Source organism: Leifsonia sp. TF02-11 (assembly GCF_017565305.1).
Taxonomy (GTDB): domain Bacteria; phylum Actinomycetota; class Actinomycetes; order Actinomycetales; family Microbacteriaceae; genus Leifsonia.
In genome coordinates, this window is sequence record NZ_JAGEKP010000026.1 from 1 (window position 1) to 12,386 (window position 12,386).

Annotated in this window: 13 protein-coding genes; 8 read left to right on the forward strand and 5 right to left on the reverse strand. The window is 65.0% G+C overall.

Going from position 1 to position 12,386, the window contains the following annotated elements; all coding sequences use genetic code 11:
- Positions 1-179: 179 nt before the first annotated feature.
- On the forward strand, positions 180-1,601 hold the full coding sequence (locus JNB50_RS22800) for a ParB/RepB/Spo0J family partition protein (RefSeq protein WP_208042384.1): 1,422 nt from the start codon (positions 180-182) through the stop codon (positions 1,599-1,601).
- Between the two features lie 29 nt (positions 1,602-1,630).
- On the opposite strand, the gene JNB50_RS22805 is transcribed toward JNB50_RS22800, so the two are convergent.
- Positions 1,631-1,933: a hypothetical protein gene (locus JNB50_RS22805; protein WP_208042385.1), complete on the reverse strand. Its 303-nt coding sequence runs from the start codon at positions 1,931-1,933 to the stop codon at positions 1,631-1,633.
- 549 nt (positions 1,934-2,482) lie between these two features.
- On the opposite strand from JNB50_RS22805, the gene JNB50_RS22810 reads away from it, so the two are divergent.
- Positions 2,483-2,641, forward strand: coding sequence for a hypothetical protein (locus JNB50_RS22810; protein WP_208042386.1), 159 nt, complete (start codon positions 2,483-2,485; stop codon positions 2,639-2,641).
- A gap of 81 nt (positions 2,642-2,722) precedes the next feature.
- On the opposite strand, the gene JNB50_RS22815 is transcribed toward JNB50_RS22810, so the two are convergent.
- Together JNB50_RS22815 and JNB50_RS22820 are read right to left on the reverse strand one after the other, a co-directional pair.
- Positions 2,723-3,769 carry an IS110 family transposase gene (locus JNB50_RS22815; RefSeq protein WP_208042387.1) on the reverse strand — a complete coding sequence of 349 codons (1,047 nt, stop codon included), beginning with the start codon at positions 3,767-3,769 and terminating at the stop codon, positions 2,723-2,725.
- 591 nt (positions 3,770-4,360) lie between these two features.
- Positions 4,361-5,041 (reverse strand): cation diffusion facilitator family transporter, encoded by a 681-nt coding sequence (locus JNB50_RS22820; protein ID WP_307794846.1) that lies wholly within the window; start codon positions 5,039-5,041, stop codon positions 4,361-4,363.
- Between the two features lie 50 nt (positions 5,042-5,091).
- On the opposite strand from JNB50_RS22820, the gene JNB50_RS22825 reads away from it, so the two are divergent.
- Positions 5,092-5,691: a cation transporter gene (locus tag JNB50_RS22825; RefSeq protein ID WP_208042389.1), complete on the forward strand. Its 600-nt coding sequence runs from the start codon at positions 5,092-5,094 to the stop codon at positions 5,689-5,691.
- A gap of 19 nt (positions 5,692-5,710) precedes the next feature.
- Here the strand turns inward: JNB50_RS22825 and JNB50_RS22830 are convergent, their stop codons facing one another.
- A complete protein-coding gene (locus JNB50_RS22830) occupies positions 5,711-6,757 on the reverse strand; it encodes an IS110 family transposase (protein WP_208042406.1) in 1,047 nt (348 codons plus the stop codon).
- Positions 6,758-7,512: 755 nt separating this feature from the next.
- On the opposite strand from JNB50_RS22830, the gene JNB50_RS25305 reads away from it, so the two are divergent.
- The gene (locus tag JNB50_RS25305) at positions 7,513-8,028 is read left to right on the forward strand and encodes an ArdC family protein (protein WP_243768872.1); all 516 of its coding nucleotides are present in this window, start codon (positions 7,513-7,515) and stop codon (positions 8,026-8,028) included.
- Complete coding sequence (locus tag JNB50_RS25310; protein ID WP_243768873.1) at positions 8,028-8,414, forward strand: ImmA/IrrE family metallo-endopeptidase; 387 nt, start codon at positions 8,028-8,030, stop codon at positions 8,412-8,414. The genes JNB50_RS25305 and JNB50_RS25310 overlap by 1 nt, the downstream gene beginning before the upstream one ends.
- Before the next feature lie 139 nt (positions 8,415-8,553).
- Here JNB50_RS25310 and JNB50_RS22840 read toward each other — a convergent pair whose 3' ends face one another.
- A complete protein-coding gene (locus JNB50_RS22840) occupies positions 8,554-9,648 on the reverse strand; it encodes an alcohol dehydrogenase catalytic domain-containing protein (RefSeq protein ID WP_243768874.1) in 1,095 nt (364 codons plus the stop codon).
- A 12-nt stretch (positions 9,649-9,660) separates the two neighbouring features.
- On the opposite strand from JNB50_RS22840, the gene JNB50_RS22845 reads away from it, so the two are divergent.
- The 3 genes from JNB50_RS22845 to JNB50_RS22855 all read left to right on the forward strand — a co-directional run bounded on the left by JNB50_RS22845 (position 9,661) and on the right by JNB50_RS22855 (position 12,385).
- On the forward strand, positions 9,661-10,527 hold the full coding sequence (locus JNB50_RS22845) for a LysR family transcriptional regulator (RefSeq protein WP_208042390.1): 867 nt from the start codon (positions 9,661-9,663) through the stop codon (positions 10,525-10,527).
- Positions 10,528-11,018: 491 nt separating this feature from the next.
- The gene (locus tag JNB50_RS22850) at positions 11,019-11,213 is read left to right on the forward strand and encodes a ferredoxin (RefSeq protein ID WP_208042391.1); all 195 of its coding nucleotides are present in this window, start codon (positions 11,019-11,021) and stop codon (positions 11,211-11,213) included.
- Complete coding sequence (locus JNB50_RS22855; protein ID WP_208042392.1) at positions 11,210-12,385, forward strand: NAD(P)/FAD-dependent oxidoreductase; 1,176 nt, start codon at positions 11,210-11,212, stop codon at positions 12,383-12,385. Before JNB50_RS22850 ends, JNB50_RS22855 begins: the two co-directional genes overlap by 4 nt.
- Position 12,386: the final 1 nt, after the last annotated feature.

A 12,386-nucleotide genomic window follows, 5' to 3' on the forward strand; every position in this document is an offset into this window, starting at 1 on the left:
ACCAACACCAACCCTGCCAGCCAGTCCCAGACCAGCCGAGCCCAGACTCACAGCGGCATATCCTCACTCGCGCACGCTCCCTCCGGTATTCCACGCCCCGGCACTGCGCTCCGCTCCCGCTCACCCTCGATCCCCTTGCCAGACAGGCGAACAAGAACACTTGAAGGGATCACAGAACCATGAGCGACACCACCACCGTTGCGGGCACCATCGAACACCTCGACCCACACACCCTGACCATCGAAGATAACGTGCGACCCTTCGCACCCATCACCCCCGCCTTCGTCCAGAGCATCAAAGAGAACGGCGTCCTCACCCCAGTCCTCGGCCACCGCGGCGACGACGGCCAGGTCACCGTCCGAGCCGGACAGCGCCGGGTGCACGCCGCCCGCGAAGCGGGGCTCGCATCCATCCCCGTCTACCTGGTGGAGGCGGAGGAGGTAACGGCGGAGCGGATCGTGCAGCAGATGGTCGAGAACGACCAGCGCGAAGCCCTCACCGACGGCGACCGCGCCGTCGCGTTCCAGCAACACGCATTCGAAGGACTCTCCATCACAGCCATCGCCCGACGCACCGGGACCAAGCAGAAGGAGGTCAAGACCGCACTCGCCGTCACCGAAAACCAGGTCGCGGCGTCCGCGATCCAGGAGCACCAGCTCACCCTGGACCAGGCGGCCGTGCTTATCGAGTTCGACGGCGACGACGACATCCGCGCCGACCTGATCCAGGCGGCGACCACCGATCCGGCGCAGTTCCCGCACGCGGCCCAGCGGGCACGCGACGAGAAAGCCCGCGCACAGGTGAAAGCGGACACGGAAGCCGACCTGACAGGACGCGGGTACACGATCCTTGAGAACGACCCCGGCTACTACGACACCGAATACTCCCGCATCGGGGAACTGCTCACTGCCGACGACCAGCGAGTCACCATCGAACAAATCGAGAACATCGACGGCCGCGCCGCGCACGTCCGCGTCTACGCCGACGGTGACGCCATCGTGACCTACTTCATCACGGACACCAAAGCGGCCGGGTTCCACAGCTATGGCGGCAGCCAGCCAAAAAGCGGGCCGATGACCGACGAGCAGAAGGCAGAACGCCGCACCCTCATCGCCAACAACAAGGCCTGGGCCTCCGCTGAAGTCGTCCGCCGCGACTGGCTTACCACCCTCCTCTCCCGCAAGACCCTGCCCAAGGATGCCGCGGTGGTGATCGCCCGAGGACTCACCGTCCACCGGCACGCGATCAGCGCCGCCACGCAGAGCGGCAACGAGCTCGCGCACGACCTACTCGGCATCGAACGCGCTGGGTACTTTCAGACCGACGAGCTCGCGGCACTCATCGAACAGACCCCGGCCAAGGCGCAGCACGTTGCGCTTGCCATCGTGCTCGGGGCCTGCGAGTCCGTCACCAGCAAGCAGACCTGGCGCACCCCCTCCCTCACCGACGCCGACTACTTCACTCAACTCGCCGCCTGGGGCTACACCCTCGCTGACGTTGAGCACATCGTCGTCAACGACCAGCAGACAAACGGCACGGTCCACCCCGACCGACGCGGGGCGAGGACGTGTAACCCAACCAGATGTGGGGCCCGCCCTTAGGACGGGCCCCACATCTCTGTGCGCGGATGTCAGCCGAGCCCCCGCAGGGACGCATCAATCGATGACGGGCTCAAGCCGAGACCGCCCTCCTGCGCGACCCGGTCGAAGGCAACAAACGGCACACACGCGGTCTCTGCCGTCAACGCGGCCAGCCGGCCGATCAGCGTGCGCGGGTCCGCGGCGATCGCCCACCCATCCGCCGCGTGCCGGGCCACCGTGTCCACGCACTCCTTCTTCTCCGCCGCGTCCGGGAACACCGACCCAACCACCCCGATCAAACCGGCTTGCAGTTCCGGACCCATGTTGCTTGTATCGATGATGAATACCCGCATCTCAATCACTCCCCTTGTCGATCGACCCTTCTATGGGCCGGTGTCAAATTGGTCTGCCGAGCCGGCGTGATCAGGTGGGGCGGTTGTGTTGTCCTGCTCCTGATCGACCCTTCTATAGGTCTGTGTCAAATCAGCGGGTGTTGCTTTGGTTCTCCCGCCGATCAGTTTTTTTGCCGTTCCGGCAGAGAGATCGAGAGCGCGTGGAGGCAGCGCAGTGCCCGGAAGGGAGCGGTTGCTAAGTGGAGGGAGCGCAGCGAGTGGAGTCTGCAAATAGCGACCGGAGGGAACGGAGCTGCCGGAGGAAGCTATGATCGGCCGGCCGGAATGGCGAAAACTCCGTGGAAAGATCAGCACGCCAGCGGCGTTCCGAACAATGAAATCAGCGCCGCCTCCGTGCGGCTCAACTGGGGCCCGGCCAGATCCGGGTTCGGCAACGGGTCACCGCTCCGCTCCCGTGGAGTGGTCGCTAAGCGTAGTGTTCGAGACGTGACGGATCGACGGGGACTACCGTTTTGGGTGATAGGCAATTCGCGCAGAGTGGCCATTGTCATGGCCGTGCTGTTTTTCCTGGAACTTTGTTTCTTTGCGTCAGCCATCGGCCGGGATCTCTTTATCGGGTTGGCTGGCCTGGCGGTCGGTGTGATCGGTGTCGGCCTGGCCATCGCGAGCGTGATCTACCACTCTCGGAAGAGCCGTTCGTCGAGATAGTCGCGCGGCCGTCGTTCCGGAACACCCAGATCAGGGGCGCCTCCGTGCTGCCGTTCGTTGCCATCACGAACCCGACAGTTGTTAGGCCATGGCGGTGTTCAGTTGCCGGAAGAGTTGCCGGGCCAGGTAGCGTTTTAGGCTCCGGCGGACCTCTCGGCGGCTCTTGCCTTCCGAGGTTCGTCGCTCCATGTAGTCCTGGGTGCTCCGGTCGCAGGTGAGCCGGACGCGGACGATGGTGTCCAGGGCTCGGTTCAGTTGCCGGTCGCCTTGCCGGTTCAGCCGGTGCCGGGTGGTGTTGCCACTGGAAGCTTGCAACGGCGCGGCGCCAGCGAGGTTTGCGAACGCGGCTTCGCTGCGAATCCGGCCCTTGTGTGAGTAGGCCGCGATGACCTGAGCGCCGGTGACCGGGCCGACCCCGCGGATGCTCTGTAACCCAGGAGCGAGCTGCTCAACATAGTCGGCCAGCGCCTCCCGGTTGGCCTCGAGCTGCTCCGTCAGTTGGATCACCGAGACCGCAAGCCGTCGGGCTTCCTGGCGGATGGTGGTCATCGGGGCATCTTCGGCAGGTCGTCGCCGCCAGCCTGCGATCTCGCGGACCTGCCCATCCGTGAGCGGCTTGCGGACGTCCATCCCCAGCTGGAAGGAGCGCAGCAAAGCGGTAAGAGCGTTGCGGTCCGCAGTGCGTCGCCCATCCATCGCCTGCCGCGCCGTGAGCAGGACCCGCAGGGCAGCGCGGATCCCGTCCGAGCGGGGCTCGGCGAGCCGTTCAACGTCCGTGGCGAGGGCGGTGCGCGCGGCGGCAACCGCGTCAATCTCGTCGGACTTTCCGTGACCAGCGCGCGATGCCCGCTTCGGCGGCCGGACATCGCAAACTGTTAGGCCCGCGCCCTGGAAGACCCGAGCAATGACAGCCCCATAGGAGCCGGCACCCTCGATCGCGACCAGCAGCCGGCCATCAGCGCGCCGATGCATCCAAGCCAACGCGCGGCTGATCCCGGTGGACGAAGTCGGGAACATCGCCGAATCGATCACTCGGCCCGTGTCCGCGGCCAACACCGCGTAAGTGTGGGTCTTGGCATGAGTATCCACTCCGACCACGTAGTCGTATTCATCGGTCACGGTCGTCACCGATTCGCTCCTCTCCCCTGCTCAACGGATAATTCATCACGTCGGTCAAGAGTGTTACGAGGCGCATCTCTAACGAGTCACGCAACCCAGAACGCCGGGAGCGGACGACCTTCTATCAAGCCATCGGAACAGACAAACCGACATTCAGCCCCCAGCGCGCGGACGGGTCGATCGCAAGGCACCACCTCGGCGGGCCAGTTTTTCTTGGAGTCACGCAGCACCAGGGCCGAAGGTCAGTCTGTCAGCCAGCCTCAGACCAACCACTGATCATTAGAGTTTTTCTTGCCGTTCCGGCACAAAGATCGAGAGCGGGCGGAGGCAGCGCAGTGGCCGGAGGGAGTGGTTGCTAAGCGCAGGGAGCGCAGCGAGTGGAGTCTGCAAATAGCGAGTGGAGGGAACGGAGCTGATGGAGCTCGCTATGATCGGCTGCCGGATCGGAAAGAAAACTAGGGGAACAGCACGCCGGAGGCGTTCCATCCAGCAAAAGCAGCGCCGCCTCCGTGCGGCCCCACTGGCGCCTCCGCAATGCCTGCGGCCTCAACCATCTCGACGCGCGCATCGGTGGCCCAGAGTGGGCTGGCTCTGAAGGCGTCAGTCGTCGTCGAAGTCGACGTCCTTGCCGCGCAACGCCGCGATTGCTTTGACGATGAGCTGGAACGCGGCGATGGCGATGAGGACAGAGACTCCCAACGCGAGGACCGGGTCGAGCCAGTAAAGCCCATTGGCGACCAGGATGATCACACCGGCAACCGCGATCGCCGCGGCCGCTGCCGCATCGGCAACCGCGTCGATCAGGACGGACCGCATGTGCAGGTCCTCTCCCGCTGCGGAACGGCCGAGCACGAACGCGCCGGCGAGCATCACGATCATCGTGATCACGCTGACGATGACCATCGGCAGCCCCTCGACCGGCGGCGACCCTTCTTGGAGCCGGGAGATCGCCTCGACGGTTACGGTCACCGTGACGGCCAGCAGCAGGGTCGCGTTCACCAACGCGGCGATTGCGATGGGTCGTTGCGCGTGCGGATGGTCGGGGTTCCGGTCGCGTAGCGCGATCGCGATCAGACCGAGTACGAGGGCGAAGCAGTCGGCGATGGTGTCGCCGGCGGCGGCGAGGACGCTGACCGAGTGCGCGAACACGCCCGCGATGACCAGTCCGATGATCAGCGCAAGGTTCAATCCGAGGACGATCAGAATCCGGCGACGCTGACTCCAGCGAGGCGCATTCACTCCTGGCTGGCCAGGCGGGGAGGGATTCGTCTCATCGGGCACCTGAGCATTGTTTCATCCCGCCCCGACGTCTCATCCAGTACCGTCATCAGGTGACCGACCTCGCCTTGAGACTGCGCCGATCCGGAATCGGACTGGAGGTCATCACACTCGCCTGGAACGTCGTCGGCGTTGTCCTCCTGGCGATCCTCGCCTACCAATCTGCGTCCGTCGCTCTGCTCGGCTTCGGGCTCGACAGCTTGATCGAGATCGGCGCCAGCACCGTGGTGATCTGCGAACTCACCGACACTAACCAGGCTCGGCAACAGGTCGCCCTCCGGCTGATCGGGTGGGCGTTCATCCTCCTCGCCGCCTACCTGCTCGTCCAAGCCGCCGTCGTGCTGATCCTCGGCCACCATGCCACCCCCCTGATCGGCGGGATCGGCTGGACGGCGCTCACCGCGCTGGTCATGTTCGCCCTCGCCTGGGGCAAATGGGTCGTCGGCAAACGCTTGGGCAACCCGGTCCTGCTCACCGAGGGACGCGTCACCCTCATCGACGCAATCCTCGCTACCAGCGTCCTACTCGGCATCGTGCTCGATTACACACTCGGCTGGTGGTGGGCCGACCCCATCGCGGGCCTCGTCATCGTCTTCTACGCCGCCCGCGAAGCCATCCACATCTTCCGCGAAGAACCCACGCCCCAAGCGTGACCAACCCGGCGCAAGCCCCTCAGGCCATCACTGTGCTCAGGTGGCGGAACAGTTGCCGGGCGATATAGCGCTTCAGGCTGCGCCGGATCTGCCGCTTGCTCTTGCCCTCCGCCAGCCGCCGAGCCAGATACTCGCGGGTGGGCAGATCGCAGCTCAATCGAACGCGAGCGATCACATCCAGGGCCCGGTTCAGCTGCCGGTCGCCATGCCGGTTCAGCCGATGCCTAGTCGTGTTCCCGCTCGACGCCTCCAACGGTGACGCACCGGCCAAGGCCGCGAACGCGGCTTCGCTGCGAACCCGTCCTTGATGTGAGTACGCCGTTACAAGGATCGCCCCAGTGACAGCGCCTACTCCGAGCAATTGCTGCAACCCGGGCGCGAGTTCGTGAACATGACCGGCAAGCGCCGCTTGGTTCTCAACCAGATGCGCCGAGAGTGCCCGGACAGAGACCGCCAGTCGGCGGGCCTCCTGCCGGATCGTGGCCGTGACGGCGTCGTCGTTCGCGCGCTGCCGCCAACCGGCGACCTCCTTCACCTGAATATCCGTGAGCGGCTTGCGCACGTCGATGCCAAGGTCGAAGCTGCGCAGCAGAGCGGTCAGCGCATTCCGCTCCGCAGTGCGGCGACTGTCCATCGACTGCCGGGCGACCAACAGCACTCGCAACGCCGAGCGCAGACCGTCCGAACGCGGCGTCGTGAGCCTTTCAACTTCCGATGCGATAGCAGTCCTCGCCGCAGCGACGGCGTCGATCTCGTCCGACTTGCCGCGGCCAACGCGCGCGGCCCGCTTCGGCGGGCGGACGTCGCAAATGCCGACGCCAGCGGCGATCAGGGCTCGCCTGAGATTGGAGCCATACGAGCTCGCGCCTTCGATCGCCACTAGGACACGTCCCTTAGCGCGACGGCGGATCCATGCCAGCGCTCGGCTGAGCCCATTCGCTGTTGTCGGGAACGTCGCCGAGTCCAGCACGCGCCCGGTGCCTGCTTCAAGCACGGCGTAGGTATGTGTTCGTGCATGCGTGTCAACGCCGACGACATGGTCATAGTGATCAGCAACGGAGCTCACTCCGATAGTCCCCTCCCGGTTGGCGAACAAATGCAGTTCGTCGGTCTGGAAGTGTTTCGAGGCGGAACTCTTACGAGTCACGCGAGCCGGTTTCCCGGCCGCGGACGACCTTCTATCAAGCCATCGGAACAGACAAACCGACGCCCGGCCCAGCGCGCGGACAGATCGATCGAAAGGCACCCGAGGGGCCATTTTTGTTTTGAGTCACGCGACGTCGAACCGGACGCCAGTCTGCCAGCCAGTCCCAGACCAACCGGTCTCATTAGAGTTTTTGTTTGCCTTCCGGCGGAGAGATCGAGAGCGAGTGGGAGGGTGGGAGTGCCGGGACCGTGGAATACCGGAGGGAGCGAAGCGAGTGAGGATATGCCGCGAAAGCCCGGCACGAAGGACCGGGAACGAGCTACGATCGGCCGGCGGAAAGACAAACAAAACAGGCAAGCGCAGTGCCGCCGCAGGCGGCTCCATCTAACCGGCACGTGGCAATCTCGACCCGCGGCGCTATCGATCACCGAACCGGATTCATACGCGTGCGCTGTGGTCCGCTGGGTCAGGGCGACGCTTTCTCACCGCGGTGTGGGCTGTCCGACCGTTCATCGTAGGTCGCTGACGCACCTTGCCGTTCCAACCGCGCTCTGACGCGCCCTCCGGGCTTATTTCGTCAGACCGCGGTTGGCACTCACGGTGCTCCCGCTCCCACCGACTCCCTCTATCGAACAGCCCACACCAAACAGGTTGACCACGAGGGAGCACAGACTATGAAAGACACGACACACCGACGCACCGCCGAACAGCGGAAGGCGCAAGCCGAGGCACTACACGCGTCGATCATCGACCAGGTCCGGCAGCTCGCGGACAGCGGGCAATGGCGCACGTTCCTCGAGTTCGCTCGGTCCTTCTACGCCTACAGCCTCAACAACCTCCTCCTGATCCTCGCCCAACACCCGGACGCGACAATGGTCGCCGGGTTCCGGCAATGGCAGACCAAAGGTCGCCAGGTACGCAATGGCGAGCACTCCATCAAGATCTTCGGCTACAGCGTAAAGAAGACTGCGAGCACGGACGAGAACGGCGACGCCGGCCCGGAAGAGCGGACCATGCACTACTTCCCCGTCCTGTCGGTCTTCGACATCTCACAAACCGACCCGATCGACGGTGCCCCGGTGCCCCAGAACCCGACCCAGCAACTCACCGGCGCCCAAGACCACGGCGTCATAGTCCCGCTCACCGCTTACTTGGTCGCCGCCGATGGGCCGTCACAGTACAGCAACTGATGCAGGCGAACGGGTATACCGACCCCGAGCATCACACTGTCGCCCTGCGGCGCGGCCTCACCCCAGAGCAGGCAGCGGAAACCCTCATCCACGAAGCAGCACACATCGAACTCGGCCACATCGACAACCTCGACGAATACCGCCACCACCGCGGACGCATGGAAGTCGAAGCCGAATCCGTCGCCTACATCGTCGCCGGACTCGTCGGCTTCGACACCAGCTTCTACAGCATCGGCTACATCACCGGATGGGCCAACCAAAACACCCAACTCATCCGGGACACCGCAGCCAACGTGCTCAAAGCTGCGCACGAAATCACAGAGCGCATCCATCCAAGGCAAGTGGTCCACATACGACGCGTTCCCCCGCCTGAAGACGACCAGTGAAACATGACCGTCCTCCATCCCGCATACAGCGACGTGACAACCTTCTGACATATCGCTCCGTGTCGGTGGTCGCACATAAGCTCGAAGGTGCCGTCTAACAGACCGCGACGCCGGGGGAGGCGCGGGTCAGGCGTCGGTGCTATTGGAGGCGAATCACAGTCTTGCCGCGAAGCCCGTGGCGTGCTGGTGCTTCTCCATGGGCGACGTCCTCAAGCCCCATCTCATGGCCGATGATGGGGCGAGTGACGCCGGCGGCCAGGGCACCGGCGACATGATCGAGCCGAGCGGGCTTCTTGTCGAGCACGTAGTCGGTGGCCACGATTCGGGTCTGTGCACGCAGCGCCTCAGGCACGCCGTATGCGGTCGAGACAACCGTGCCGCCGTCTCGCACTTTCTTCGCGGCAACTTCCACGCTGTCAGTCGCACCAGCGAAGTCGAGGATGGCGGCGAACTCGGGTGCACCGGGGGAGGCAAGCGCGTCCGCCAGAGCTCCGTTGCGGGGCAGGACCTCGTTGACACCGAGTTCGCGCAGGGCGTCAGCGGCTTCGGCGCTAGCCGGGGCGAGGACCCGGATACTGCGCGCCTTCGCTTCCTGGACGGCGAAGGTGCCGACCCCGCCGGTCGCGCCGAGGATCAGGATGGTGTCGCCTGGCCTGGCGCCGCTGTTGTCCAGGGCGCCCGCAGCGGTCATGCCCGCGGTCGGTGCCGCCGCGGCGGCCTCGAACCCGACGCCGTCCGGGATGCGGCGCAGCACCCCGAGTGCGGGCCGGGCTTGCGCGAGGGTGGCCTCCGCGAAGGTGCCGAACTGCATGGGGGTGCTCCAGAATTGGCCGAATACGCGGTCGCCTGCCGCGAACCTATCAACGCCGCTCCCCACCCTGCGGATAACGCCCGCGCCATCGAAGCCCAGAACCAAAGGGAATCGGAACTCCCCGAGCCCAGCGAGGTACCCGGCCGCCACAGCCTCGTCCAACGGGTTCCGGGAGGCGGCGAATAACTCCACCTCGATCTCACCCGCATCCGGGTCAGGCAGCGTGATGTCGATGAGGTGGGGCTGTTCCCCGTAGTATTCGATTCCGATTCCCTGCACGTGATGCTCCTTTTCTGGACCGAGTAGATGGCTGGCGCAACGGATGCGCAGTCCCAGGGTCTCGGCTCTCGCCCGGCACGTGAAGGTCCGGTTGGACTGCGATTCATGCCGCAGCGGCACGAATGACGTGAACGTCCCGGTCATAGAATGTGTGTCGTGCCTGTGGAATCGCGGTCGTTGCGCTACTTCGCCGCCGTCGCCGGCCAGCTCAGCTTTGCTCGCGCAGCGGAGCAGCTCGGGATCGCAGCCCCCGCCCTGTCCCGAGCCGTCCGTGCCCTCGAATCCGAGCTGGGTGTCGCGTTGCTGCGTCGGACGACCCGCTCGGTCGCCCTCACCGACGCGGGAGCAGCGCTCCTGGCCGACCTCACACCCGTCCTGGAAGGTTTGGATGCGGCGGCCCGGCGCGCTCGGCGCGCTGCCGCCCCGACGAAAAGCATCCTCCTCGCAGTGAAGGCAGACGCGGACGGCGGCCTGCTCGAGGAGATCCTTGCCGCGACCGCGTCCGAGCCCGGCTCGGAACCCGTGGCGGTCAAGCTGTGCGCCTGGGGAGAGCACGCGGACCTCATCCGTCGAGGCGAGGTCGACGCCGCGCTGGTCTATGAGCCCTACGACCGACATGGCCTGGACGCCGAGACCATCCTGACTGAGCCCAGAGTCGCTGCTATCCCTGCCAGCCACCCACTTGCTTCGAACGGCCCGATCACTCTCGACGTGCTCGATATCTCCGCCGAGAGCCTTGACCAAGAAACTGAGCGCGCATTCAGCACCCAGCAAGCAGCCGACCTCGCACAGCTCCTCACTCTGATCGCCCTGGGCGACACTACGGCGATCGTGCTAGCCAGCTCGATCGCTGCGCGATACCCGCGACCAGGTATCAGCTACGTTCCGATCACCGACGCGCCGCCGGTATCCCTCACAATCGCCTGGCATGAGAACACCCGCTCACCCGCGGTCGCCGCACTCGTCCGCGGAGCCATCGAAGTCGGCGAGCAAGCGTCACACGGCGCATCGACAGATCACTAAGCACGGACCCCGCGCGCGTCCCGCGCCGTGCTGCCCCTGATTGCGGGCATCGCGGCGGATTACGCGACGCGTTCCGGTCTCATGCTGAAATAGGAAACGTTATTGGCTAACAGATGACCTAGTGTGCGTCAGCGCAACAACTGCGAAGTGAACGCGAACGGGTTCCTCTGGCAATCGCCCGCTGCCACCAGAGCCCCCAAGGCAACCGCCTCTGCGTCGCGATAGCGCACGAGACGCGTGCCGTTATCGCGTCACGCCCTCTCCAGGCGAGCCGCCGAGGGCCGATCTGAACCGATAGGAAGCCGCTAGACGCCACAGAGACACAGGCCGCCCTCAGAAGGCTATTGCCCATTGGAGCGGCGCCTGCGAGTGACGTCACCTGATCGTCCAGTCCATAATCTTGCGCTTGCGTGTCTAGGGCGGCAGCTGCGGTGCGGCTTGAATCGACTAATGCGCAGCATTGCTCATCGCAGCTACACGAAGGAGTGCAGATGACCGTCGTTGTACAGAGAGACGCGTGCGTCGGCGCAGGACAGTGCGCGCTAGTTGCGCCTGAGGTCTTCGACCAAGATGACGATGGCATCGTGATGCTACTTGAGAGCGATCCCGCCGGCGCTGACCTCGAGCTGGCCAACAAAGCGGCACGTCTTTGCCCTGCGCGCGCAATTTCGATGGTGGCGCCGTGAGTGTCCCGGCCCGGATCGTCATCGTTGGCGCATCCGTTGGGGGTGTCACTGCAGCGGAGGCATTACGTCAAGACGGTTTTACCGGAGAGATCGTTCTTGTCGGTGATGAACCTCACCACCCATACCTGCGACCTCCGCTGTCGAAGCAGGTCTTACTGGGCGTGTGGGGCCCCGAAGAGACCGCTACGCACACCGCTGGGCAGCTCGACGAGCTTGGGGTGGAGTTGCGCGTGTGCTGCGTTGCGACAGGGCTGGATGTTGCCGGACGGACAGTTCACACGTCTCTTGGCGATGTCCGCTATGACGAAGTGATCATAGCGACTGGAAGCCGGCCGCGAAGGCATCCGCTGGTGCCGACAGCCCTGACGCTTCGTACGGTCGAGGACGCCCAGGCGCTGCGCGCTGGGCTCGAGGCAGCTCATCGGATCGCTGTGATTGGCGCGGGCGTGCTCGGGTCCGAGATTGTCAGCGCCGCACGGAAGCACGGCACAGACGCGCTCATGATCGGCAGAACTGCGACGCTCACCTTCGGCGGCGTCGGTGGCCTGCTTAGTGATCGACTGATCCAGCTTCACAGGCGTCACGGAGCAGAGCTTGCACTGGATACGGTTGCTCTCGGGACGGTTGCGATGGGTGAACGCACGGGAATCGTGCTTGCCGACGGCCGCCTTGAGGTTGCCGACGTCGTGGTGTCCGCGATCGGTGCGACGCCACGTACAGAGTGGTTGTCCTCGTCGACACTCACCGTGGCTGACGGTGTGGTGTGTGACAGTGCCGGTCGTGCCGCCCCTGGAGTGTCGGCGGTCGGGGACGTGGCCGCGTGGGAGGACCCCTTCACCGGCAAGGCTTCTCGAGTGGAGCATCAGACGAACGCGATCGAGCAAGCTATCGCCGTGGCCGCGCGAATTGTGAAGGGCGAGTACGGCTCCCAACCAGCACCGTTCTTCTGGTCCGAGGTGCATGGCACACGAATCCGGGCATACGGATGGTTTGATACAGCCCATCCCCTCGTCGCAGCGGATGAGGGCTCTTCTACGAACGACGCTTCCGTGCTTCTGAGCCACGACTCAGCAGAGCGGCTGCGCGGTGTCGTCGGCTGGGATGCATCTCCACGCGAATTCCGGACGGCTCGGGCGGCCGTTGTCCCAGCTCCAGCCTTTACCACTCATTGAA

Excerpts from the sequence above, each read along its gene's own strand:
- JNB50_RS22800 (WP_208042384.1), top strand. The coding sequence starts at position 180 with ATGAGCGACACCACCACCGTTGCGGGCACCATCGAACACCTCGACCCA.
- JNB50_RS22805 (WP_208042385.1), bottom strand. The coding sequence starts at position 1,933 with ATGCGGGTATTCATCATCGATACAAGCAACATGGGTCCGGAACTGCAA.
- JNB50_RS22810 (WP_208042386.1), top strand. The coding sequence starts at position 2,483 with ATGGCCGTGCTGTTTTTCCTGGAACTTTGTTTCTTTGCGTCAGCCATC.
- JNB50_RS25305 (WP_243768872.1), top strand. The coding sequence starts at position 7,513 with ATGAAAGACACGACACACCGACGCACCGCCGAACAGCGGAAGGCGCAA.
- JNB50_RS25310 (WP_243768873.1), top strand. The coding sequence starts at position 8,028 with ATGCAGGCGAACGGGTATACCGACCCCGAGCATCACACTGTCGCCCTG.
- JNB50_RS22840 (WP_243768874.1), bottom strand. The coding sequence starts at position 9,648 with ATGACCGGGACGTTCACGTCATTCGTGCCGCTGCGGCATGAATCGCAG.
- JNB50_RS22850 (WP_208042391.1), top strand. The coding sequence starts at position 11,019 with ATGACCGTCGTTGTACAGAGAGACGCGTGCGTCGGCGCAGGACAGTGC.